Origin of the sequence: Sphingomonas sp. BK580 (genome assembly GCF_014194975.1) — a bacterium.
Classification (GTDB): domain Bacteria; phylum Pseudomonadota; class Alphaproteobacteria; order Sphingomonadales; family Sphingomonadaceae; genus Sphingomonas.
This window is the reverse complement of record NZ_JACIAY010000001.1, coordinates 412,636-434,865: the sequence shown is the minus strand read 5'-3', so window position 1 is coordinate 434,865 and position 22,230 is coordinate 412,636. Positions and strand designations below refer to the sequence as shown.

20 protein-coding genes are annotated in these 22,230 nt (G+C 70.9%); 11 read left to right on the top strand and 9 right to left on the bottom strand.

Features of this window, described 5'->3' with window-relative positions:
* Positions 1 to 16: 16 nt before the first annotated feature.
* The 3 genes from FHY05_RS02020 to FHY05_RS02010 form a co-directional block, all read right to left on the bottom strand.
* Positions 17 to 1,045: an oxidoreductase gene (locus tag FHY05_RS02020; RefSeq protein ID WP_183942722.1), complete on the bottom strand. Its 1,029-nt coding sequence runs from the start codon at positions 1,043 to 1,045 to the stop codon at positions 17 to 19.
* 46 nt (positions 1,046 to 1,091) lie between these two features.
* Positions 1,092 to 1,721 (bottom strand): LysE family translocator, encoded by a 630-nt coding sequence (locus FHY05_RS02015; RefSeq protein WP_183942721.1) that lies wholly within the window; start codon positions 1,719 to 1,721, stop codon positions 1,092 to 1,094.
* Positions 1,722 to 1,873: 152 nt separating this feature from the next.
* Entirely contained in the window at positions 1,874 to 2,620 is a 747-nt protein-coding gene (locus FHY05_RS02010) for an N-acyl amino acid synthase FeeM domain-containing protein (protein ID WP_183942720.1), read from the bottom strand.
* A 620-nt stretch (positions 2,621 to 3,240) separates the two neighbouring features.
* On the opposite strand from FHY05_RS02010, the gene FHY05_RS02005 reads away from it, so the two are divergent.
* Positions 3,241 to 3,798: an FxDxF family PEP-CTERM protein gene (locus FHY05_RS02005; protein ID WP_183942719.1), complete on the top strand. Its 558-nt coding sequence runs from the start codon at positions 3,241 to 3,243 to the stop codon at positions 3,796 to 3,798.
* A gap of 88 nt (positions 3,799 to 3,886) precedes the next feature.
* On the opposite strand, the gene FHY05_RS02000 is transcribed toward FHY05_RS02005, so the two are convergent.
* Positions 3,887 to 6,400 (bottom strand): beta-glucosidase, encoded by a 2,514-nt coding sequence (locus FHY05_RS02000; protein WP_221190933.1) that lies wholly within the window; start codon positions 6,398 to 6,400, stop codon positions 3,887 to 3,889.
* A gap of 208 nt (positions 6,401 to 6,608) precedes the next feature.
* Between FHY05_RS02000 and FHY05_RS01995 the strand changes: the two genes are divergently transcribed.
* Positions 6,609 to 7,271 (top strand): hypothetical protein, encoded by a 663-nt coding sequence (locus FHY05_RS01995; RefSeq protein ID WP_183942718.1) that lies wholly within the window; start codon positions 6,609 to 6,611, stop codon positions 7,269 to 7,271.
* 328 nt (positions 7,272 to 7,599) lie between these two features.
* Here FHY05_RS01995 and FHY05_RS01990 read toward each other — a convergent pair whose 3' ends face one another.
* Positions 7,600 to 8,283, bottom strand: a complete 684-nt coding sequence (locus FHY05_RS01990) for an OmpA family protein (protein WP_183942717.1) — start codon at positions 8,281 to 8,283, stop codon at positions 7,600 to 7,602.
* A gap of 145 nt (positions 8,284 to 8,428) precedes the next feature.
* Here FHY05_RS01990 and FHY05_RS01985 point away from each other — a divergent pair, with 145 nt between their 5' ends.
* On the top strand, positions 8,429 to 9,724 hold the full coding sequence (locus tag FHY05_RS01985; protein WP_183942716.1) for a hemolysin family protein: 1,296 nt from the start codon (positions 8,429 to 8,431) through the stop codon (positions 9,722 to 9,724).
* Positions 9,725 to 10,209: 485 nt separating this feature from the next.
* Here FHY05_RS01985 and FHY05_RS01980 read toward each other — a convergent pair whose 3' ends face one another.
* Genes FHY05_RS01980 through purD form a run of 3 tightly spaced genes read right to left on the bottom strand, consistent with a single transcriptional unit; the run spans position 10,210 to position 12,650 of the window.
* On the bottom strand, positions 10,210 to 10,665 hold the full coding sequence (locus FHY05_RS01980) for a GreA/GreB family elongation factor (RefSeq protein ID WP_183942715.1): 456 nt from the start codon (positions 10,663 to 10,665) through the stop codon (positions 10,210 to 10,212).
* Complete coding sequence (locus FHY05_RS01975) at positions 10,662 to 11,357, bottom strand: hypothetical protein (RefSeq protein ID WP_183942714.1); 696 nt, start codon at positions 11,355 to 11,357, stop codon at positions 10,662 to 10,664. The genes FHY05_RS01980 and FHY05_RS01975 overlap by 4 nt, the downstream gene beginning before the upstream one ends.
* 33 nt (positions 11,358 to 11,390) lie before the next feature.
* Positions 11,391 to 12,650 carry a phosphoribosylamine--glycine ligase gene (purD, locus tag FHY05_RS01970; protein WP_183942713.1) on the bottom strand — a complete coding sequence of 420 codons (1,260 nt, stop codon included), beginning with the start codon at positions 12,648 to 12,650 and terminating at the stop codon, positions 11,391 to 11,393.
* Here purD and xseA point away from each other — a divergent pair.
* The 3 genes from xseA to FHY05_RS01955 are packed head-to-tail and all read left to right on the top strand — an operon-like array spanning position 12,649 to position 15,196.
* Complete coding sequence (xseA, locus tag FHY05_RS01965) at positions 12,649 to 14,058, top strand: exodeoxyribonuclease VII large subunit (RefSeq protein ID WP_183942712.1); 1,410 nt, start codon at positions 12,649 to 12,651, stop codon at positions 14,056 to 14,058. The genes purD and xseA overlap by 2 nt on opposite strands.
* A gap of 11 nt (positions 14,059 to 14,069) precedes the next feature.
* Positions 14,070 to 14,270, top strand: coding sequence for a DUF2093 domain-containing protein (locus FHY05_RS01960; RefSeq protein WP_183921222.1), 201 nt, complete (start codon positions 14,070 to 14,072; stop codon positions 14,268 to 14,270).
* Positions 14,267 to 15,196, top strand: coding sequence for a M23 family metallopeptidase (locus tag FHY05_RS01955; RefSeq protein WP_311732342.1), 930 nt, complete (start codon positions 14,267 to 14,269; stop codon positions 15,194 to 15,196). The genes FHY05_RS01960 and FHY05_RS01955 overlap by 4 nt, the downstream gene beginning before the upstream one ends.
* Before the next feature lies 1 nt (position 15,197).
* On the opposite strand, the gene FHY05_RS01950 is transcribed toward FHY05_RS01955, so the two are convergent.
* Positions 15,198 to 15,731, bottom strand: a complete 534-nt coding sequence (locus tag FHY05_RS01950) for a hypothetical protein (RefSeq protein ID WP_183942711.1) — start codon at positions 15,729 to 15,731, stop codon at positions 15,198 to 15,200.
* Between the two features lie 221 nt (positions 15,732 to 15,952).
* Here FHY05_RS01950 and FHY05_RS01945 point away from each other — a divergent pair, with 221 nt between their 5' ends.
* The 5 genes from FHY05_RS01945 (at position 15,953) to egtB (ending at position 22,229) form a co-directional block, all read left to right on the top strand.
* Positions 15,953 to 19,153: a TonB-dependent receptor domain-containing protein gene (locus FHY05_RS01945; protein ID WP_183942710.1), complete on the top strand. Its 3,201-nt coding sequence runs from the start codon at positions 15,953 to 15,955 to the stop codon at positions 19,151 to 19,153.
* Positions 19,154 to 19,260: 107 nt separating this feature from the next.
* Positions 19,261 to 20,106 carry a tRNA glutamyl-Q(34) synthetase GluQRS gene (gluQRS, locus tag FHY05_RS01940; protein ID WP_183942709.1) on the top strand — a complete coding sequence of 282 codons (846 nt, stop codon included), beginning with the start codon at positions 19,261 to 19,263 and terminating at the stop codon, positions 20,104 to 20,106.
* The gene (locus FHY05_RS01935; RefSeq protein WP_183942708.1) at positions 20,103 to 20,336 is read left to right on the top strand and encodes a twin transmembrane helix small protein; all 234 of its coding nucleotides are present in this window, start codon (positions 20,103 to 20,105) and stop codon (positions 20,334 to 20,336) included. The genes gluQRS and FHY05_RS01935 overlap by 4 nt, the downstream gene beginning before the upstream one ends.
* A gap of 9 nt (positions 20,337 to 20,345) precedes the next feature.
* Positions 20,346 to 20,903, top strand: a complete 558-nt coding sequence (locus FHY05_RS01930) for a cob(I)yrinic acid a,c-diamide adenosyltransferase (protein ID WP_183942707.1) — start codon at positions 20,346 to 20,348, stop codon at positions 20,901 to 20,903.
* Positions 20,904 to 20,969: 66 nt separating this feature from the next.
* Positions 20,970 to 22,229: an ergothioneine biosynthesis protein EgtB gene (gene egtB / locus FHY05_RS01925; protein ID WP_183942706.1), complete on the top strand. Its 1,260-nt coding sequence runs from the start codon at positions 20,970 to 20,972 to the stop codon at positions 22,227 to 22,229.
* Position 22,230: the final 1 nt, after the last annotated feature.

Here is a 22,230-nt window from a genome sequence, read left to right as displayed (position 1 = left end):
ACAGCGCGCCGCCGTATCAGAGCGGGATCTCGCGCCGCTCGGTCGCGCTGCGCAGCCCCGCGTCGAGCACCGCCATGACGGCCAACGCCTCGTCCGCGGGGACGGGGTTGGGTCCGTCGCCGCGGATCGCCGCCGTCAGCGCCGACCAGAACAGGCGATAGTCGCCGCGCCGGTTCGGCACGCGAGTCGCCGCGCGGCTCGCATCGCCGAGCGTGAGCAGCCCCTCGCGCGGGTCATGGCCCCAGTCGTCGCCGCCCGGCCGCCGCCCGGCGATCGTCGCTGCCTCCTGCGGATCAAGGCCGTGCTTGATCCAGCTGCCGCGCGTGCCGTGGACCGCGAAGCGCAGGCCGTGGTCGGCGGCGAGCTTGTTGGACTGCAGCGTCACCCGCCGTTCGGGGTAGCGCAGCGTCGCGTGGAAATAGTCGGGCGCGGGCGCGTCGCGGCGCAGGGTGGCGATATCGGCGGTGATGGCGATCGGACGGCCGAACAGCCGCAGCGCCTGGTCGACCAGATGCGGCCCGAGGTCGAGCCACGAGCCGCCCGCGCGCGCTTCCTTCCAGGTCGCCGCGGGCACCGGGCGCCAGCGGTCGAAGCGGCTCTCGCAGCTCACCACCTCGCCCAGGATCCCCTCGTCGATCAACCCGCGCAGCGTGAGGAAGTCCGCGTCCCAGCGCCGGTTGTGGAAGACGGTGAGCAGCCGCCCTGCGCGCTCGGCCGCCGCGATCAGCGCGCGCGCGTCGGTCAGCGAAGTGGCGAAGGGCTTGTCGACCAGCACGTGCTTGCCCGCGGCGAGCGCGGCGTGAGCATGCTCGGCGTGGAGATGGTCCGGACTGGAGACGACCATCAGCGCGAGCGAGTCGTCCTCCAGCAGCGTCGCCACGTCGGGGGCGACCAGCGCGGCCGGCCAGTCGGCGTGCACCTTGGCGGGGTCACGCGAGACGATGCCGCGCAGCGCAAGCCCCGGCGTCGCCGTTATGTAGGGCGCGTGAAAGGCGCGGCCGCCGAGGCCGTAGCCGATCAGTCCGACCCCGATCGTGCTTGTCATGCGCGTCGCTCCCCCGCGCCAGCGTAGGACGACGTCGCGGTGTCGATCAAGCCGGCTTCACGCGCAGCAGTGCGAGCCCGAAGCCGATGAAAATCGTGCCAGTGAGCCGGTCGAAGCCGCGGCGGATCGTCGGGCGGATCAGGTAGCGCGCCAGTGACCGTCCGCCGATCGCATAGGCCGCGTACCAGCCCGCCTCGACGGCGGCGAAGCTCAGCACCAGCACGAGGAACTGCGGCGGCTTGGGGCGTGCCGGATCGATGAACTGCGGCAGGAACGCCGCGGCGAACAGGATGAGCTTGGGATTGCTGAGGCCGATCGCGAGACCGCCGCGGAACAGCGCCGCGCGCGACTGCCGCGGCGCGAGCTCGGTCGCGCCGACGTCGAGCGGCGCCGCCTCGGCGCGCCAGGCCTTGATCCCCAGGTAGATCAGGTAGGCAGCGCCGGCGTAGCGCAGCATCGTGAAGGCACCGGGCACCGCGAGCAGCAGCGTGGAGAGCCCCGCGGCCGAGGCGGCGAGTACCGAGACCACCGCGGTGAGGCAGCCCGCCATCGCGGCGACGCTGCGCCGCATGCCCAGCTGCACCGAGCGCGACATGACGTGCAGCATGTTCGGCCCTGGCGTGCCGGAAAGCAGGAACACCGCGCCGACGAACAGCCACCAGGTGTGAAGCGCCAACCTCTCGTCCTTCCTCGTCGTGCGATCGACCAGGCTTCTAGGGGACGACCGTGTCCGGATCGAGGCGCGACCAGCGGTGTTCGGGCGTACTGCGACCGCCGCGGTGAGCGGGTCGCGGATCGGCCGGCGACTCGCGCGCCACCGGCCACCTCTCAGGCGTGACCGATCCCCACGGCGTCGATCGCGTTCGGCTGCCGCTGGCTGGTGACGGCGGCGGCGCGATGAGCCTGTGCGGCGGAGAGGCCGCCGCGCTCCATCTTCAGCCGCACGTCGCTCTCGATCTCACCCGAGAGGAAGAAAGGATAGAGCGAGCGCTCGCTGACGCCGCCCGCCGCACGCGTGTATTCGTCGACCTGCGCGCGGATCTGCGCCACCTCGAGATGCATCAGCTGCGACGGCGCGCCGACCCCTTCGTTCTCCTTCAGCCCGCCGACACGATCGAAGCCGAGCATCGCCTCGTAGAAGCGGCGGTGGCGCGGGTTCACCTCGATGAACAGGTCGGTGCAGTCGTAGCGGCACTCGCCGTAGATGAAGATGAAGTGGAAGAAGGCGGCGAGGATCGCCTTCGACTGCACCGATGTCTCGAAGGCGAACTTGGTGAGCTCGCACAGCTGCGCGCCGGGCACGCGACGATAGGTGTTGAGCTCGTTGCGGAAGGTGTGATCGATCTCCATCCCGGCCGACGAGTCCACCCCGAGCGTGAGCGTGCCGACCAGCGCGCCGTCGATGTAGGCGGTGAAGGTGGAGTGGGTCGCGCTGGTGGGAATGCTGTGCGTCTCGCCGTAGCCGCGCCAGCCGTACCGCTTATTGAGCAGCGATCGTGCCGCGGCGCGATCGGCCTCACCCGCTGCGACCTTGATCACCAGCGCGTGTTTCTGGCCGTCGTTGCCAGCGATCATGGTCGAGAAATGAAAGGTCTGCCGCAATGGAGCCAGCGCGCTCTCAAGCAGCTTCGAGGATGAGCCGTCGATGTCTCGGCCCAGGTCAATGGAACGTGGCGGCATACATCACCTTTGGATCGAGGAACCATTCGAGCAACTGGATTTCGGACACGCGGGTTCATCACTGCGGACGCGATGCTCCCCGCAGGCACACGACCTCGCTCGAAACCCGGCAGTTACGCCAGATATCGTACGTACGTTACTGACAGGCTAATCCTCTCAGCCGGCGCCAGGACAGGCGCGCGGATGGTGCGCGTCGGAACTTACTTAGACCCCTGTTTTATCGTTCGCGTTTCATCAGCACGTTGAGCGAGTTCGTTACGGCGTTCTCGCTAGAGCAGATTTAGTTAACAGCTCCTAGTCGGTGCGAGGCGCCGAAAGGTGAGTCGTGCGATTTCTCGGATGGACGCTGGCAACCGCCGCGCCAAAGTTCCGCAACGCAACAAATTTTTGTCGCGACACAGATGCCCCGAATGGGAGCAGCTATCGTTAATTTTTTGTTCATCCTTTCGCCGGGCCTGTGTCATAGCGCGATCAGGCAGATGAAATCAGGCCAACTCGAATCAAAGGGAGTTCCTATGAAAAGCCTCGTTGCCATCACCATGGCGGCCGCCGCGGCGCTGGGCGCTGTCTCGGCCGAAGCGACGACCTATCCGGTCGGCTCGGACAACTTCAAGGCGACCCCGGGCGCCGGCGGCACCTTCTCGGGTGCGTTCCAGGTGACCGGCCTCGCGCTGGGCAACTTCTCGGACACCTTCACCTTCACGCTGCCGACCAACGGTCTGGGCAGCGGCACGGTGACGACCAGCGTGACCGACCTGTTCTCGGTCAACGATCTGGACTTCTACTCGGTGACGATCAACGGCATCGCCGCGACGATCACCAAGACCGGGGGCGGTCAGAACGAGGTCGCCTTCGTCAACAGCGTTCCGATCACCGCCGGTAAGCTGAACGAGCTGGTCGTGACGGGTTACTCGCGCGGCAACGGCGCGTACGGCGGCCAGGCGACCTTCACCCCGATCAGCTCGGCGGTGCCCGAGCCGGCCACCTGGGCGATGATGATCATGGGCTTCGGCGTGGTCGGCTACGCGATGCGCCGCCGTCGCACCGCGGTGCGCTTCAGCCAGGCGATCTGATCGGCGCCGGCGGGGTTGCCCGCCGGCTGCCGGAGCAAGGGAGGACGGTGCCTCGTGGCGCCGTCCTCCTTCTCGTTTACGGGGCGGTTCAGCGGACGACGCTGCCCGCCTCGACCAGGTCGCCGAGCGCCGACGACGTGCCGAGCCGCAGCACGTAGCGACCAGGTGGCGTCACCCAGGCATGCCGTGCCTTGCTCCACACGCTGAGCGGGTGGTGGTTCGCCGCTGGGTCGATCGCGATCGTCACGCGCCGCGCCTCGCCGGGGGCGAGCGTGATCCGCTCGAAGCCGACCAGTCGGCGCGGTGGCTGAACCGCGCCCAGCGTGTCGGCGTCCGGGGGAAGGGTGATATACGCCTGCACCACCTCGGTACCCGCGCGCGCGCCGACGTTCCGCACCGTCATGCTCGCGCGTAGCACCTTGTCTCCGCCGGCCGGCTCCAGCCGCGGCGCGCTGTTCACGAAGCGCGTGTACGACAGGCCGTGGCCGAACGGGAAAGCGACGCACCGTGCCGAACCGCAGCGCGAATCGTACCAGCGGTACCCGATCGCCAACCCCTCGCTGTAGGTCACCGTCTGCGTGTTGCCGTCGCCGGCGGGGAGGCCGGGGAATTGCGCCGGCGTGATCGCGTCGAGGAAGCCGCGCCCGGCGATCGGGAAGGTCACGGGCAGGCGCCCGGTCGGCTCGGCGCGGCCCAGCAACAGGTCCGCGACGATATGGCCGTCCTCTTGTCCGGGGAACCAGACCTCGAGGATCGATGGGCCGCGCGCACCGAGCAGCGCGGGGTCCAGCGCGACGCCGGCATTGTCCTTGAGCACCAGCACCGTCTTGCCCGGCATCGCCACCGCCGTGGTGGAGCGCGCCGCGAGGATCGCGGCCAGCATCGCGACCGTGCCGCTCGACCGGGCGGGGTTGGCCACCTCGCCATCGGCGGTGGCGATCGCGCTCGGCCGGGCCACGTACCAGTCGAGCGACAGGCCGGCCGCGGCGGGCTGGGCCAGCTCATGTCCGTCCTTGCGCGTGAAGCTGGCGCGGTCGGCGCCTTCCTCCGCGTTGGTACCCGCCATCACCACCACCGCGTCCGCCGCGGCGACTCGCGCGAGCGCCGCGTCGAACGACACGGCGGCACCGTCGATCGTCGCGGCTCGGTTGGCGTCGTCGACTAAGATGAGGCTGACGCTCGCGCCGGCCCGTCCCGTCGCGCGCAGGCCGGCGCGCAGGCCATCGAGCGGATTGACCGTCCGATCGGGCACCACGTCGGAGCTGCCACCGCCCGCGCCCATCGGCTTGCCCAGGATCGCGCCGCCCGCGATCGCCTGCTGGGCATAGGGTTGGCTGGCCTTGCCGACCAGCGCGATCGTGCGCGCGCCGCGCGCCAGCGGCAGAGCGCCGTTGTTCTGCAGCAGTACCGCGGCGCGGGCGCCGATCGACCGCGCGGCGCGCCCACCGGCGGCATAGTCGATCGGCGTCTGGCGCAGCGCGCGATCGAAGATACCGGCCTTGAACATCTGCGTGTAGCGGCGTTCCAGGGCGCGATCGATCTGCGCGGGCGCGATCGCGTTCTCTGCCAAGGCCGCGGTCAGCTTGTCGGGCGCCCAGTAGATCGGCGTCGGCATCTCGTGATCGAGCCCGGCGTCCAGCGCGGCAGCGGTGCTCTTCTGCGCGAAGAAGTCGGTCTGGACGTATCCGGTGAAGCCCCAGTCGTCGCGCAGCACGCCCGTCAGCATCGGCTTGTTGGCGCATGCCTGCAGACCGTTGAGGAAATTGTACGAGCACATGACGGCCGCGACCTTGGCGTCCTTCACGCTCATCTCGAACGGCAGCAGATAGAGCTCGCGCAGCACCTGCTCATCCACCGTCTCCTGGATGGTCATGCGATTCGTCTCCTGCTCGTTGGCGACGAAATGCTTGGCCATCGCGATGATGTTGCCGGCCTGGACGGCGCGGATCTCGGCCACCGCCATCGTGCCGGCGAGGTAGGGATCCTCGCCGAAATACTCGAAATTGCGGCCGAGGATCGGCAGTCGCGCCAGGTTCATTCCCGGCGCCTCGAAGACGTGCAGCGCGAGGTTGTTCATCTCGCGCGCGATCACCGCGCCGAAATCGGCCGCGACGTCAGGGTCGAACGAGGCGGCGACCGCCATCGCGGACGGCAACGCTGTCGCCTTGGCCGAGCTGGGATCGCTGTACGCGCGGTACATCGCGCGCCGGTCGCCGGGCGCGGCGTCGCGCACGGGGACCGCGACACAGTCGTTCTGGCCGACGCCGACCGGCCCGTTGGTGATGCGGAAGGTCGGGATGGCGAGTGCGGCGATGCCGTTGACGTGGCGCGCACCGTAGCAGTTCGGCAGCTCGGGCAGTACCGAGGGCAGAGCGCCGGTGAGCTGCTGCATTTTCTGGGCCAGCGTCATGGCGGCGACCAACGCGCGCGCGCGCTCCCGGGCCACGGCTTCCCGCGCCTCGTCAGATGGCGCGGCGCGCTGGCGTGCGACGGTCGCGGGCGCCATCCAGGCGAGCGGCGCCGGCGCCTGCGCCAGAAGCGGCTGTGCGAGCGCCGACGTGACCAGCAGCGCGATCGCGCCACGACGAGACCGGGTCGCCATCCTCTTCCTCCCATCACCGCCGGCTGTGCCGGTCGGCATTGGCCTTACCAGATGTCAGGCAGGTTGCACAGTGTCCCCGCTTGAACCAGCTGCAAGGCCGATCGGTGTGGTCGCGCGCCGCGGCGAAGTCCCGTGACCCTCGAGCGGCGACGGCGGCGGCGCCTCGCGCCGGCTTGACCGGGACGTTGCGCGGTGATCGAAGGCGAGCATGAGCGAGCGTCCGTCGAACCAGAACAGCGAAGCGGGAACCCGCGCCGAGCAGCGCGCGGTCGAGGCGGCGGCAATCCGGCGCCGCTGGATCACCTTGGGCGAGGTGCTCGCACTGGTCGCGGTGGTGATCTCGGCGTTGACGCTGTGGAGCAACTGGAGCGATCGGCGCGACGACAAGGTCGCCAAGGCGGAGGAGTCGACCCGCGCCTCCTCGCGCGCGACCACGCTGACGCTGGTGGCGTCGGCAGCGTCGAAGGACCGCCTCACGTTGCGACCGGCCGCGGACACGCAGTCGGTGCAGAGCCAGACGTTGCTGTTCCCCGCCGCGCTCGGCCTCGACCCGGTCGAGACCACGGGCGAGCCGCGGATCGAGGGCGACTGGTTCGAGGGCGCGCTGAAGAAGGCGCGCGCCGCGGCGCACCTGCCCGACGACAGCCGCGGCGACGAGCGGATGCCGGTCGCGATCGTCACGCGCTATCTCGTCGACGGCGCGGCGCACGACGACGTGGCGCTCTATGACATCGGCTACTCCATTAGCGGCCACCTGTTCAGCGGGCACAGCATCAGCCTGCGCGGGCTCTCGCTGGTCACGCGCGTGCCGCGCGCCAGTGCACAGGCACGGCTCGACGCGCGCTGGGCGAAGCTGCTGCCGCCGCGCTGATCGGGCGCCCGCCGTGCTCCTGCGCATGCGGGAGCCCAGGGGGGGGGCGGCCGAGAGCTGACCCGCGCCGGCGAGCGTATGCGGTCACGTCGAAGTCGGGTTTCACCCCAACCACGAGCCAGCCGACGGACGTCTCGCGTCCGGCCCGGGAGCGGGGCGTGGTCAGGGCGGCGCGATCCCGGCGTCGTGTCCTACGGCGTCCCGCTGATCTCGACGAGGACCGGGATGGTGAGGGCGCAGCTGACCTCGCCGTTCTCGTTCATCCACAACCGCTCGCTCGAACCGACCCGCGCCGGCGCGGCCCGTCGCCGCGCCCACGCGTGAAGCCTCACCGCGGCGGCACGTCGTTCTGCGAGATCGGCACCACCTTGATCTCGACGCGACGATTGGCGGCGCGGCCCTGCTCGGTGTCGTTGGTCTCGATCGGCTGGGTCTCGCCGAAACCGCGCGTCGCAATCCGCGCCGCCTGGACGCCGTGGCTCGAAAGATAGTCCGCCACCGAGGTCGCCCGCCGCTCGGACAGGTCCTGATTGTACGAGTCGCTGCCCGTCGAATCGGTGTGGCCGTACACGTCGATATAGGTCTGCGGGTAATCCGCCAGCACGCTCGCCACCTTGTCGAGCGTGCCGCGGAACTGCGGCTGCACGTTCGCGGAATTGTACGCGAAGTTGATCCCGGACGGGATGTTGAGCAGCAGGTCGTCGCCCTGGCGCGTCACCTGCACGTCGGTGCCGCGGGTGCGCTCGCGCATCTCTCGCTCCTGCTTGTCCATGTACGCGCCCACGCCCGCCCCGGCGATGCCACCGATGCCCGCGCCCAGGATCTTCTCGGTCCGGTCGCGCCGCCCGCCCACCAAGTCGCCGAGCAGATAGCCGCCGAGCGCGCCGCCCAGGCCGCCGATCGCGGTCTTCGACACGCGCCGCTCGCCCGTCTCCGGATCGGTGGTGCAGGCCGTGACCGACACCAGCGACAGCGCCGACGCGGCCGCGACCAGCTTGGACGAGAGCTTCATTGTCTTCCCTTTCCCCAGATCAATGCCGGACAACCCGACGCGCGTGACCATTGTTCCTGCCGCGCTGAACGCGCGATGACGGAGCCAACCGCCACTTTGCGGATTGTCGCGCGCACGCTTTGCCGCCAAGAGAGACAGCACGAACATGCTACCGCCGTTCCCCTGGATCGACGTCGTCATCATCCTGGCGCTGGTCGCGCTCAACGGCGTGTTCGCGATGAGCGAGCTGGCGATCGTGTCGGCGCGCAAGGCGCGGCTGGAGGCGATGGCGCGCAGCGGTCGGCGCGGCGCCGCCACCGCCATCGAGCTCGCCGCCGATCCGGGCAAGTTCCTCTCCGCCGTGCAGATCGGCATCACGCTCATCGGCATCGTCGCCGGCGCGTACTCGGGCGCGAGTCTCGGTACGCCCACCGCGGCGAGGCTGGAGGCGCTGGGGCTGGGCCATGCCGCGGCCGAGCGGCTCGGCTATATCCTGGTGATTGGGCTCACCACGTACGCCTCGCTGATCATCGGCGAGCTCGTCCCCAAGCAGTTCGCCCTGCGCAAGCCCGAGACCGTGGCGGCGCTGATCGCGCTGCCGATGGCCTATCTCGCGCGCGTGACCAAGCCGCTGGTGTGGCTGCTCGACTCCACGAGCGCCTTGGCGTTCCGCCTGCTCGGCCTCACCCGCGAGAACGAGGATCAGGTCACCGCCGAGGAGCTCCACCTCATCGTCGCCGAGGCGAGCAAGTCGGGGGTGATCGAGGAGCATGAGCGCTCGATCATCTCGGGCGTGGTGCGGCTCGCCGACCGGCCGGTGCGCGAGGTGATGACGCCGCGCACCGAGGTGGAGTGGATCGACGTCTCGCTCGACGATGCTGCGATCCGCGCCAAGCTGCTCGATGTCGCGCACAGCCGGCTGCCGGTGGCGGAGGGCTCGATCGACTCGGTGATCGGCGTGGTGCAGGCGCGCGACGTGGCGATGGCGCTGTTCCGCGGCGAGACGCTCGACGTGGCGCGGCTGATGCGCCGCGCCCCGGTAGTGGTCGACCAGATCGATGCCATGGACGCGCTCGACGCGTTGCGCCGCGCCGAGGTGCCGATGGCGCTCATCCACGACGAATACGGCCATTTCGAGGGGATCGTCACGCCCGCCGACCTGCTCGCCGCGATCGCGGGCGAGTTCGTCTCCGACGCCGACCCGGACGAGGCGCCCAACGTGGTCGAGCGCGACGACGGCTCGCTGCTGGTGGCGGGCACGATGGCGGCCGACGCGCTGGCGGAGCGGCTCGGCATCGACCTGCCCGAGGATCGCGACTATGCGACGGTCGCCGGCCTGGCGCTGGCGGCGTTCCGCAAGCTGCCCGAGGAGGGGGAGAGCTTCGAGGAGCAGGGCTGGAAGTTCGAGGTCGTCGATCTCGACGGACGCCGCATCGACAAGCTGCTCGTCAGCGAGGCATAAGGAAACGTTCCGGCGAAGGGGCATGGCCGGACCCGTCCCCGGGCCTCGTCCTCTCGCCGCCACGACCGCGATTTCCCCGGCGTCATCCTGCGCGTGGTTCAGGATCCACACAGCCTCTCACGCGCGGGCCGCGGGACCTCCAGCGGGGTGAGTCCTCGTAGGAGTTCAGGACGACGGAAAAGAGCGAGTGGGTGATCGTCGCGGAGGAGACGGCGGACGTGGCAGCGTCGCCGCGCGCTCCGGATCGTAGCGCGCCTCGCCAGCACGCCTCGCCCTGATCGCGGTAGCGGAAGCCCGCGGCACAGTTGACCGGCTCCGCTGCTAGCAGGTTGGTGTCGCTGTGTCGCAGACGCAGCGGCGCGAGCGACCGCACGACATGGGGACCACCGCGCCGACGACGATGCGCGATGGCGGATCGCATCGGCGGCGTCGCGCCGGTTCGGCCAGGACATGCGCTAGCCACCCCTCCGAAGCATCGGCTCGCCTCAGCCGACGCTCAGCACCTCGAGCGCTTCCTCGCGGCCGTTGAAGGCGACGGCATCACCTTCGCTCGCGCCGAGCAGCGCGCGTGCGAGCGGTGCCGACAGCGCGAGCAGACCGGCGGCGGGATCGGCCTCGTCGTCGCCGACGATCGTCACCCGCCGCTCGCGCCCGTCGAGCGTGAAGCACACGGTGGTGCCGAAGCCGACCACCCCGTCGGCGCGCGCGGCGGTCTCGATCGCGGTGGCGCGGCGCGTCTTCCAGTAGCGCAGGTCGCGCGCCACTGCCTTGCGCGCTTCCTCGTCGTCGGCCGCGGCCAGCGCGTGTTCCAGCGCCGCGACCCGCTCCTCGATCAGCGCGCGGCCGCGCGCGGTCACGAGATTGGGTCCCGGCGGGATCGGCAGCTCGAAGCGCGGCTCGAGATGCTCGTCGTCGCTCTCGCGGCGAAAGGCGACGCTCATCCCAGCTTCCCGAACTGCGCCTCGTAGCCGGCGCGGTCGCCCTGCGCCAGCAGCCGCGCCTGCTCGCGCCAGCGATCGCGCTCCATCCGTCCGGCGAAGACGCCGAGCTGCGAATCGAGCTGCGCCGCCTCCGCGTCGTCGAGCCAGGCGAGCTGATCGACGCGCGTGATGCCGAGCTCGCCCAGCCGCGCGGCGATCTTCGGGCCGAGACCCTTGAGCAGCGTGATCGGCTGCGCTCCCGGGGTCTCGTCCGCCACCGCGCGCGGCGTGTCCGCCGCTGTGCTGGCGGGCGAGGCGTCGAGCGGCGCGGCGGCGACGATCGGCTCGCCCGCGAGCGGCGGCTCGGACGGCGCCTCGTCGGCCGGCAACTCACGGATCGGCACAGGGTGGGGAGCCGGTCGCGTTGCCTGCTCCGGCACTGCGTCGCGCCGGTCCTCACGCGCGGCGTCGTCGCCGCGAACGATCGGCGGTACGCCGTCGGCGGTGTTGGTCACCTCGACGCCGTCGGCGCGCAGCTCCTCGATACGCTGCTGCTCCTCGGCCTCGGCGGCGCGGCGCTTGGCCTTGAGCCGCGCGCCCCAGATCATCCCGATGACGGTGAGCACCGCCAGCAACGCGGCCAGCGCGAGCGCGACGGTGACGAGCACCTGATCCTGCGAGATCGGTTCCAGGGCAAAGCTGGAAGAGTTCATCGGCGAGTCCTAACGGCGGCCAGCATCTGCGCGTCAACCATCGGCGTGCGCCTTCGCTCCGATGTCGCGGCGGAAGAAGCCGGTGGGGAAGTCGATCGCCGCGACCGCGCGATAGGCCGCGGCGCGCGCGGCGGCGACATCGGCGCCGGTCGCGGTCACCGCGAGCACGCGACCGCCGCTCGCCACCAGCGCGTCGCCGTCGCGCCGCGTGCCGGCCTGGAACACGGTCGCGCCGGTCGCCTCCGCGGCGTCGATCGCGCCGATCGCGCCCCCGGTGCGCGGCGCGCCCGGATAGCCCTCGGCCGCCATCACCACGGTCAACGCGGCGTCGTGCGCGAAGGCGGGGGCGGGAAGGTCGGCGAGCCGCCCCTCCGCCACCGCGAGCAGCACCTCGACCAGGTCGCCCGCGAAGCGCGCCATCAGCACCTGACACTCGGGATCGCCGAAGCGAACGTTGTACTCGATCAGTTTGGGGCCGTCTGCGGTCAGCATCAGACCGGCGTAGAGCACGCCGACATAGGGCGTGCCCGCGGCGGCGAGCGCGTCGATGGTTGGGCGCACGATCTCGCCCAGCGCCTGCTCCTCCAGCTCGGGGGTGAGCACCAGCGCGGGACTGTAGGCGCCCATGCCGCCGGTGTTGGGCCCGGTGTCGCCCTCGCCGACGCGCTTGTGGTCCTGCGCCGAGCCGAAGGAGGCGGTGGAGGTGCCGTCGCTCAGCACGAAGAGGCTCGCCTCCGGCCCCTCGAGCCGCTCCTCGATCACCGCCTCGACCGGCCCCTGCGCATAGAGGTCGCGGATCGCCGCCTCGGCCTCGGCGCGCGACATCGCCACCACCACGCCCTTGCCCGCGGCGAGCCCGTCGGCCTTGATCACGCAGGTCTCGCCGAAATCGTCGAGGCAGGCGAGCGCGCCGTCGCGCGTCGTCACCTTGAAATAGCGCGCGGTGGGGATGCCGACGCGCGCGCACAGGTCTTTGGTGAAGCCCTTCGACCCCTCCAGCTTCGCCGCCTCGCGCCCGGGGCCGAACACCGGCACGCCGATCGCGCGGATGTTGTCGGCCAGGCCGCGCACCAGTGGTACCTCCGGCCCGATTACGACCAGCCCGATCTGGTGACGGCGGACGAAGTCGATCACCGCGCGGTGATCGTCGACGTCCAGCTCCGCGATCGTGGCGTGCCGCGCGATGCCGGGGTTGCCCGGCGCCGCGAAGAGCGTATCGAGACGGGGAGATTGCGCCAGTTTCCACGCGAGTGCGTGCTCGCGTCCCCCCGATCCCACCAGCAGGATGTTCATGGCCGACCCCCTCTACGATACTCAGGCGGGCCGGCTGGTAGCCGAGGCCACGCCCGGCGACAATGCGATGGCGGTCAGCGTCAGCGAGCTCTCGGGACGGCTCAAGCGCATGGTCGAGGGCGAGTTCGGCCATGTCCGCCTGCGCGGCGAGATCTCCGGCTACAAGCGCGCGACCTCGGGGCACGCCTATCTGTGCCTCAAGGACGATGCCGCGGTGATCGACGGCGTGATGTGGAAGGGCAGCGCCGCCGGGCTCGCCTTCCGCCCCGAGGACGGCATCGAGGTGGTGGCGACCGGGCGGCTGACGACCTATCCGGGCCGCTCGAAATATCAGATCGTGATCGAGCGAATGGAGCTGGCCGGCGCGGGCGCGCTGATGGCGCTGCTGGAGAAGCTGCGCCTCAAGCTGGCGGGGGAGGGGCTGTTCGACCGCGAGCGTAAGCGCGGCCTGCCGTTCCTGCCGCGCACGATAGGCGTCGTCACCTCGCCGACGGGCGCGGTGATCCGCGACATCCTCCACCGGCTCGAGGACCGCTGCCCGACGCACGTCATCGTCTGGCCGGTGAAGGTGCAGGGCGCGGGTGCCGCGGAGGAGGTGGCGGCGGCGGTGCGCGGGTTCGACGCGCTTCCCGCGGACGGTCCGGTGCGCCGCCCCGACCTGGTGATCGTCGCGCGCGGCGGCGGCTCGATCGAGGACCTGTGGGCCTTCAACGAGGAGGTGGTGGTGCGCGCGGTCGCTGCCTGCTCGATCCCGATCATCTCCGCGGTCGGGCACGAGACCGACACGACCCTGTGCGACCATGCCGCCGACCTGCGCGCGCCGACCCCCACCGCGGCGGCGGAGATCGCGGTACCGGTGCTCGCCGAGCTGCGGCTGTCGCTCGACGCGATGCGCCAGCGCAGCGAGCGCTGTGCGCGCCGCCACGTCGAGCGCGGGCGCGAGCGGCTCGACGCGCTCGCGCGCGTGATGCCGACGCGTGACCGGCTGCTCGGCCCGCAGCGCCAACGGCTCGACGAGCTGGGCGCGCGGCTCGACCGCGGGCTGGAGCGGCGGGTGACCCGGGCGCGCGGCGAGCTCGATCGTACCGCCGGCGCGATCCGGCCCGCCGCGCTGGAGCGGCGGCTCGAGGCGGGGCGCGCGCGGCTCGCCGATCTGGGCCGGCTGGTCGAGAGCCTCAACCCGGACAAGCTGCTGGATCGCGGCTATGTACGGGTAGAGGCCGCGGGGGGCGGCACGGTGACCAGCGCGGACGCGGCGCGCGCCGCGGGGGCGCTGCTGCTCCACTTCCGCGACGGCGCGGTGCCGGCGCAGGTAGGGGAGGGGCCGCCGCCGGCGCGCGCGCCCAAGCTTGAGGCCAAGCCGCCGCGTGCCTATCCTGAGAAGCCCGACCAGCCGCGCCTGTTCTGAGAGTTGTCCCGATGTTGATGAGCCACACCGACCGACCCGCCAAACTGCACTATCTCGCCAACGGCTTCCGCGTGCTGGTGCCGGGCGACCACGTGGTGTGCGCGGTATCGGGCGCGCGCATCCCGCTGGAGGACCTGCGCTACTGGGACGCGGCGACGCAACGCCCCTTCGCCAGCGCCGCGATCGCGACCGAGGCCCTGGCGCCGCGGTGAGCGGGCGCTCTTTCGCGGTGACGCTGGCGAGCGCGGCGGCGCTGTCGGCCTGCGTGCCGCCCGCGGCGGCGCCGCTCGCTGCCCCGGCGGACACGGTGGCGGCCCCGCGTGACGAGCCGGCACCCCGGCCGACCCTGCCCCCGCCGCCAGAGCTGGTCTCGCCCCTCCGGCTCGGGCTTCCGCCGGCGATCGCGCAGGGCGGCGTCGCGCTCGGCACTGCCCCGTCGGGGGCGACGCGGCTGACGCTCGACGGCGCGCCGGTATCGCTCGCGCCGGACGGCCGCTTCCTGGTCGCTGCCGACCGCGACGCGACCGGCGTGCTGACGCTCTCCGCGGCGCTGCCCGATGCGCACACGCTCACCGCGACGCTGCCCGTGACGCCGCGCGCCTGGCGGATCGAGCGGCTCGACCAGGTCGCCAAGGTGCCCGTGCCCGACGCCGACTTCGCGCGCCGCCGCCCCGCCGAGCTGAGGCAGATCGCCGCCGCACGCGCGGCCGACGCCGTCTCGGACGGCTGGCGCCAGCGCTTCCGCTGGCCGGTGACGGGGCGGATCTCGGGGCAGTTCGGCGCGCAGCGGGTCTATCGCGGCGAGCCCGGCAGCTACCACGGCGGCGTGGACGTCGCGCGCGGCGAGGGCACGCCGGTAATCGCGCCCGCCGACGGCGTGGTGACGCTGGCCGCCGATCCGCCCTTCACGCTCGAGGGGCGGCTCCTCATCCTCGACCATGGCGCCGGGCTGACCAGCGCCTTCCTCCATCTCTCCCGGATCGACGTGCGGGTGGGCCAGCACGTCCGCCAGGGCGAGCCGATCGGACGGGTCGGTCGCACCGGCCGCGCCTCGGGGCCGCACCTGCACTGGGCGATGACGTGGCGCGGCTCGCGGATCGATCCGCAGCCGGTCGCGGGCGCGATGCCGGCGGGCTAGCTCAACGCAGCCGCTGCGCGCGATAGCTGCGGCCGTCGACGTTGAGGAAGAAGGCACCCATCGCGCCCCTGCGGATCCGCACCTTGGCGCCGCTCTTGGGCGGGAAGGGCATCGGGTCGGTGGTCTGCCACACCGCATTGCCCTCGTCCGCCAGCGTGATCTCGCCGCGGCCGTTGGCGCTCGCGCGCGCGCTGCGTACCGTGGTGTTGATCTCGCTGAACGCCTCGCGCTGGTCGGCCTCGCCGCGGTCGGCGCCACCCAGCAGGCCGAGGTCGGGCAGGTTGAGCCCGAACAGCGAGCGCCGGGCGCGTCGCACCTCGTCGCGGTCGACGATGCGCACGTCCTTGGCCTTGACCGCCTGCTCCAGCGCCGCGCTCGCCTTGTCGAAACAGGTGAGCCGCGCGGTATCGTCCGCGATCGCGCGGCAGGCGGCGAGATCGTCGAGCACGCGCTGCGATCCGCTGCCCTGCTGCGCGCCCGCGGGTGCCGCGACCAGCGCCGCACCGATCCCCATCGCCATCCACCGTCGCCGCATCGTCACACCCGTCCTGCTCTAACCTAGCCCAAGCAGCCGCCGGATGATTCTTCAATCTGTGTCGTTGAAGTTACACTCTTTCAAAAACGCCATGTAACAGGCGTGCCATGTTGCTGTGCAGCGTGGCTTCACGGTAGCCATCGGCATCCCGGGCGGCCGCGCCGGTCCGGAGCACATGTTGTGAATGCCGGAAAACCGGCCACAAAAGGGGACTGAACTCAATGCTGAACGCCTATCGTTCGCGCCTGCTCGCCTCGACGCTGCTGGTCGGCGCCGCGGTGATCGCCGCACCGGCGACCGCGCAGACCGCCGATCCCGCCAGCCAGCCCAAGACGGGCGTGCAGAGCACCGACCCCAACGCGCCCGCCGCCGGCATCTCGAGCCAGGAGGCCGCCCCGCCCGCGGGTGAGACCAGCTCGGGCGACATCGTCGTCACCGGCACGCTGATCCGCAACCCGAACCTGGTCTCGTCCAGCCCGGTCTCCGTGATCGGGGCGGAGGAGATCCAGCTGCGTCAGCGCAACACCGCGGAGGAACTGCTGCGCGACCTGCCGGGCGTGGCGCCTTCGATCGGCTCGTCGGTGAACAACGGCAACGGCGGATCGTCGTACGTCGACCTTCGCGGCCTCGGCAACTTCCGCAACGTCGTGCTGCTCGATGGTGCGCGCATCACCCCGTCGAGCACGGTGGGCCGCGTCGACCTCAACAACATCCCGCTCGCGCTGATCGAGCGGACCGACGTGCTGACCGGCGGTGCGGCCACCACCTACGGTGCCGACGCAGTCTCGGGCGTGGTCAACTTCATCACGCGCTCAGACTTCTCCGGCATGGAAGCGAACGTCTCGCAGGGCATCACCGAGCAGGGTGACGGCGCTTCCTTCCGCGCCGACCTGACGCTGGGCGCCAATTTCGACGACGGCCGCGGCAACGCGGTGGTGTCGTTCGGCTACCAGGACGTTGACCCGGTCTACCAGGGCGCACGCGACTTCTCGCGCAACAATTACACGTCGACCTCGGGCGGTCGCGGCGGTTCGGGCACCACGGTACCGGGTCGCTTCACGCTGGGCAGCGCGTACAACACGATCGTGCCCGATACCGGCACGCTGCGGCCCTATGTCGGCTCGCGCGACGGCTTCAACTTCAACCCGTACAACGTGTTCCAGACGCCGTTCAAGCGTTACAACATCTACGGCGCGGGCCACTACGAGCTCTCCGACAAGATCGAGGTGTATGGCCGCGGGATGTTCTCGAAGAACACCGTGAGCACGATCATCGCGCCGTCGGGCGTGTTCGGCCAGCTGCTGACGATCCCTGTCAGCAACCCGTATCTCCCCGCCGCCGCGCGCGCGCAGTTCTGCGCGAACAACGACTTCGATCCCAACACCGCGGGCATCCAGACGCTGACCGCGGCACAGTGCGCCGCCGCCGCCGCGGCGACCTCGCCGAGCGACCCCAATTTCCGCACCTTCACCACCACCGCGGGCCGTCGCTTCACCGAGGTGGGGCCGCGCGTCTCCGATTATGTCACGACGATGTTCGACTATCGCGCGGGCATCAAGCTGGGCATCACCAACTCGATCTCGCTCGACCTGTCGGGTGCCTATGGTGAGTCGGAGAACCGCCAGACGCAGTCGGGCTACGTCCTGATCTCGCGGCTGCGCTCGGCAGTGTACGCGACCAACACCTCGACCTGCCTGGGCTCCTCCCCGGCGGTGCTCAACCCCAACCCGGCGCTGCCGCCGCTCGCCAATGCTGGCGCCGGCACCAACGCGGGCACGGGCTGCGTCCCGGTCAACATCTTCGGTGCCGACGGCTCGATCTCGCCCAACCAGATTCCTTATCTGACCGCGGCGGCGACCACATCGCAGAACACCTCGCTGGCACAGGCCCGCGCGCTGCTCAGCGGCGATCTCGGCGCCTCGCTGCCCTGGGCCTCGGAGCCGATCGGCTTCGCGGTCGGCGCGGAGTATCGCAAGTACACCGCGCAGCAGTTCGCCGACGAGCTGTCGCAGACCGCGGGCGAGCTCGGCGGCGCCGGCGGCGCGACGCCGAACTATCGCGGCAGCTATGACGTCAAGGAAGGCTATGCCGAGCTGATCGCACCGCTCGTCAGCGACAAGCCCTTCTTCCACAGCCTGACGATCGAGGGCGGCGTGCGCTACTCGAGCTACAAGGTCGAGGCGCCGGGCAATCCCAGCTACGACACCTGGACGTACAAGGGCGGCGGCAGCTGGGAGCCGGCCGACGGTCTCAAGCTGCGCGGCAACTATCAGCGCGCCGTCCGCGCGCCGAACATCGCCGAGCTGTTCTCGCCGCTCAACACCGGCCTGACCTCGCTCGCGGTGGACCCGTGCCGCGGTGCCAATCCGGTGAACAATGCGGCGCTGCGGGCGGTCTGCCTCGCGCAGGGCGCACCGGTGGCCTCGATCGGCACGATCGCGAACCCGACCGCGGGCCAGGCCAACTCCACCACGGCTGGCTCGACCACGCTGCGCCCGGAGACCTCGGACAGCTACACCATCGGCGCGGTGTTCCAGCCGAACTTCCTGCCGGGCTTCACGATCTCGGTCGATTATTACAACATCTCGATCCGGAACGCGATCTCGCAGCCGGTTCCGGGCGATCTCGTCACGGGTTGCTTCGGCGACAACAACGGCTCGGCGGCGAACGTCAACAACCCGATCTGCGGCCTCTTCCGCCGCAACCCGGTGACGGGCGCGCTGGACGGCGATCCGGCGAGCACCCAGGGTCTGCTGTTCCCCGCGACCAACTCGGGCAAGATCCTGACCGACGGCATCGATCTCGGCGTCAACTATCGCCGTGATCTCGGCTTCGCGAAGCTGAACCTGTCGTTCAACGGCAACTGGACCAACCGTTCCAAGTTCCAGTCGCTGGTGGAAGGGTCGACCGTGCCGGCGGGCAATCCGATCGGCGCCGGTCTGGCGCTGCCGACCACCGTGTATCGCGAGTGCGTCGGCTTCTACAGCGGCAACTGCGGTTCTCCGGGTTCGGCGGGTCCGAGCTCGTCGGCGGGTTCGATCCAGCCGGAGTTCACCTGGAACCAGCGCACCACGGTCAGCGTGGGTGACGTCGACCTGTCGCTGCTGTGGCGTCACCTCGACGCCGTCGAGGTCGAGCCGGGTGTCACCACCTTCCAGGGCACGATCGCCGCTGGCGTGCTGGCGGGTCGCGAGGTCAACTTCGGGAAGATCCCGGCGTACAACTACTTCGACCTGTCGACCCGCTTCGGCGTGAGCGACAATTTCGACCTGACCGTGACCGTCACCAACCTGTTCGACAAGCAGCCGCCGCTCGTCGGCGGTACGGTGGGCGCGACATCGTTCAACAGCGGCAACACCTATCCGTCGACCTACGACGCGCTGGGCCGCCGCTTCAACGTCGGCGCCCGCATCAAGTTCTGATCGCGAGCACTGACGAGACGAATGGGGGGTGGGCTTCGGCCCGCCCCCTTTTCGCATCGCTCGCCCCGGGCTTGCGCCGACGGGCACGGCCGCGCACATCGCGGGGCATGGATCCGGTGGTCACCCGCTTCGCGCCCTCGCCGACCGGGCGGCTCCATCTCGGCCATGCCTATTCGGCGATCCGCGCGCACGATCGCGCGCGCGCGCGCGGCGGGCGCTTCCTGCTGCGGATCGAGGACATCGACGGCACCCGCAGCCGTCCGGAGCATATCGACGCGATCCTCGCCGATCTCGCCTGGCTCGGGCTGACGTGGGACGGAGAGGTGGTCCGTCAATCGCGGCGGCTGGACCGCTATACCGCTGCGCTGGAGCGGCTCCGCGCGATGGGTCTCCTCTATCCCTGCTGCTGCACCCGCGCCGAGGTGGCCGAGGCGATGAGCGCTCCCCATGGCGCGTTCCCGCTCTATCCAGGCACCTGCCGCTCGCTCGCCGCGGCCGACCTCTCGCGCCCGCATGCGTGGCGGCTCGACATGGCTGCCGCGGTCGCCCGTGTCGGGCCGCTCGTGTGGCGCGACGGCGACCGCGTCATCGCGGCCGATCCGCTCGCGCAGGGAGATGTGGTGCTCGCGCGCAAGGACGCGCCCGCCAGCTACCATCTCGCGGTGACCGTCGACGACGCAGCGCAGGGCGTCACCGACGTGGTGCGCGGCGTCGATCTGTTCGCGGCGACGCACGTCCATCGCCTGCTCCAGGCGCTGCTCGGCCTGCCGGTGCCACGCTGGCACCATCACGCGCTGCTCACCGGGGCGGACGGCGAGCGGCTCGCGAAGCGCCACGGTGCGCCCGCGCTCGCGGCGCTGCGCGAACGCGGCGAGGACGGGCGCGCGCTCGCCGAGCGGCTGCGCGCGGGCGACTTCCCAAATGGCGCGGCAATCCCTACCTTCGGTGCATGAACACCTTCCTCGTCATCCTGCTGGTGGCGGCGATGATCGCCACCGTCGTCGCTCTGGTGCGCGGCATCATCTCCTTCCTCCAGGAGGCGTCGGCGACCGCGCGCGGTGAGGGCGGTGGGCCCACCGCGGCGCAGCTCAAGAGCAATCGCATGATGCAGCAGCGCATCCTGTTCCAGGCGCTCGCGGTGCTGGTGGTCGTCGTGCTGCTGTTCGCTGCCGGCCGCACCTGATCCGCCGAGGTGGTCAAGCTCAACCGCATCTACACCCGCACCGGCGACGCCGGCACCACCGGGCTGGTCGACGGCAGCCGTGTGCGGAAGGACGACGCGCGCATGGTCGCGATCGGCGACGTCGACGAGGCCAACAGCGCGATCGGCATCGCCGCCGAGACGCTCGCCGACGCCGATCACGTGGCGGCGCTGCGGCGCGTGCAGAACGATCTGTTCGATCTCGGCGCCGATCTTGCCACGCCGGGCGACGCGTTCACGCCGTCCGAGATGGTGCTGCGCGTGGTGCCGGCGCAGGTCGAGCGGCTCGAGCGCGAGATCGACTCGCTCAACGCCGACTTGCCGCCGCTGACCAGCTTCGTGCTGCCGGGCGGCGCGGCGGCATCGCTCCATCTCGCGCGCGCGATCGTGCGCCGCGCCGAGCGCAGCGCCGTCGCCGTCCTGCCCCACGCCAACCCGAGCGCGGTGATGTATCTGAACCGCCTGTCCGATTTCCTCTTCGTCCTGTGCCGGGCGGTGAACAAAAGAGCGGGTGGCGACGTTCTGTGGGTCGCGGGGGCTAATCGTTAACCTAGGATAACTCCCGTTCGCGTCGCGCGGGCGTGGGGTCGGGCGCGGCGAGTGGGAGACGATCCGATGGCAGCGCTGCCTGACCTGATGACCCGCGACGAGTCGCTGGGCGAGCGCTACGGCCGTGTCCGCGCGCTGAGTGAGGCGCTGGTGGCGCCGCTCTCCGACGCCGACGCGACGGTGCAGTCGATGGACGACGCCAGTCCGGCCAAATGGCATCTCGCCCACACCACCTGGTTCTTCGAGACCTTCGTGCTGCGCGACCACGTCGCCGGCTATCAGCGCCACGACGAGCGCTTCCCCTTCTTGTTTAACAGCTACTACGAGGCCGAGGGCCGCCGCCACGCGCGCGGTCGACGCGGCATGATCACGCGGCCGACGCTCGACGAGGTGCGCGCCTATCGCGCCGCGGTCGACGCCGCGCTGCTCGCCGCGCTGCCTCACCTTCCCGCGGCGGCGCGCGACCTTGTCTCACTCGGTTGCCACCACGAGGAGCAGCATCAGGAACTGCTCGTCACCGACATGCTCCACCTCTTCGGCGAGAACCCGCTCGAGCCCGCGATCTGGCCCGCGGCGCGTAAGGTGCCGGTGGCGATGCCTGGTCCGGTCGGGTGGATCGAGCGCGCGGAGAGCGTGGTCGAGGTCGGCCATGGTGGCGAGGGTTTCGCCTTCGACTGCGAGGGACCGCGACATCGCGCGCTGCTGGCGCCGCACGCGCTCGCCGATCGGACGGTGACCAACGGCGAGTGGGCCGCCTTCATCGCCGATGGCGGCTATGACACGCCGCGCTGCTGGCTCGCCGACGGCTGGGCCTGGGTGCAACGCGAGGGGATCGTCGCGCCGCTCTACTGGGAACAGCGCGACGGCGTGTGGACTCGCTTCGGGCTCGACGGCCGCCGCGCGATCGACCCGGCCGCGCCGGTCACCCACGTCAGCTTCTACGAGGCCGACGCCTACGCCACCTGGGCGGGCGCGCGGCTGCCGACGGAGTTCGAGTGGGAGGCCGCGGCGGTGGGCTACGACTCCGCCAGTGGCAACCAGCTGGACCGGGCCGGCGCGGTCGAGCCGCGCCCCGCGAGCGACGGCCCCGCCTTCTTCGGCGACGTGTGGGAGTGGACCGGCTCGGCCTATCGCCCCTATCCCGGCTTCCGCCCGGTCGAGGGCGCGGTCGGCGAGTATAACGGCAAGTTCATGAGCGGCCAGTTCGTGCTCCGCGGCGGCAGCTGCGCCACGCCGCGCGGCCACGCGCGCGCCAGCTATCGCAATTTCTTCTACCCCCATCAGCGCTGGCAGTTCACCGGCGTTCGTCTCGCGAAGGATCTCTGAC

Coding starts and splice junctions, on each gene's coding strand:
- FHY05_RS02010 (WP_183942720.1), bottom strand. CDS start 2,620: ATGATCGCTGGCAACGACGGCCAGAAACACGCGCTGGTGATCAAGGTC.
- FHY05_RS01975 (WP_183942714.1), bottom strand. CDS start 11,357: ATGAACTCTTCCAGCTTTGCCCTGGAACCGATCTCGCAGGATCAGGTG.
- FHY05_RS01995 (WP_183942718.1), top strand. CDS start 6,609: ATGAGCGAGCGTCCGTCGAACCAGAACAGCGAAGCGGGAACCCGCGCC.
- FHY05_RS02000 (WP_221190933.1), bottom strand. CDS start 6,400: ATGGCGACCCGGTCTCGTCGTGGCGCGATCGCGCTGCTGGTCACGTCG.
- gluQRS (WP_183942709.1), top strand. CDS start 19,261: ATGGATCCGGTGGTCACCCGCTTCGCGCCCTCGCCGACCGGGCGGCTC.
- FHY05_RS01960 (WP_183921222.1), top strand. CDS start 14,070: ATGTTGATGAGCCACACCGACCGACCCGCCAAACTGCACTATCTCGCC.
- egtB (WP_183942706.1), top strand. CDS start 20,970: ATGGCAGCGCTGCCTGACCTGATGACCCGCGACGAGTCGCTGGGCGAG.
- xseA (WP_183942712.1), top strand. CDS start 12,649: ATGGCCGACCCCCTCTACGATACTCAGGCGGGCCGGCTGGTAGCCGAG.
- FHY05_RS01985 (WP_183942716.1), top strand. CDS start 8,429: ATGCTACCGCCGTTCCCCTGGATCGACGTCGTCATCATCCTGGCGCTG.
- FHY05_RS02020 (WP_183942722.1), bottom strand. CDS start 1,045: ATGACAAGCACGATCGGGGTCGGACTGATCGGCTACGGCCTCGGCGGC.
- FHY05_RS01945 (WP_183942710.1), top strand. CDS start 15,953: ATGCTGAACGCCTATCGTTCGCGCCTGCTCGCCTCGACGCTGCTGGTC.
- FHY05_RS02005 (WP_183942719.1), top strand. CDS start 3,241: ATGAAAAGCCTCGTTGCCATCACCATGGCGGCCGCCGCGGCGCTGGGC.
- FHY05_RS01980 (WP_183942715.1), bottom strand. CDS start 10,665: ATGAGCGTCGCCTTTCGCCGCGAGAGCGACGACGAGCATCTCGAGCCG.
- FHY05_RS01950 (WP_183942711.1), bottom strand. CDS start 15,731: ATGCGGCGACGGTGGATGGCGATGGGGATCGGTGCGGCGCTGGTCGCG.
- FHY05_RS01990 (WP_183942717.1), bottom strand. CDS start 8,283: ATGAAGCTCTCGTCCAAGCTGGTCGCGGCCGCGTCGGCGCTGTCGCTG.
- FHY05_RS01935 (WP_183942708.1), top strand. CDS start 20,103: ATGAACACCTTCCTCGTCATCCTGCTGGTGGCGGCGATGATCGCCACC.
- purD (WP_183942713.1), bottom strand. CDS start 12,650: ATGAACATCCTGCTGGTGGGATCGGGGGGACGCGAGCACGCACTCGCG.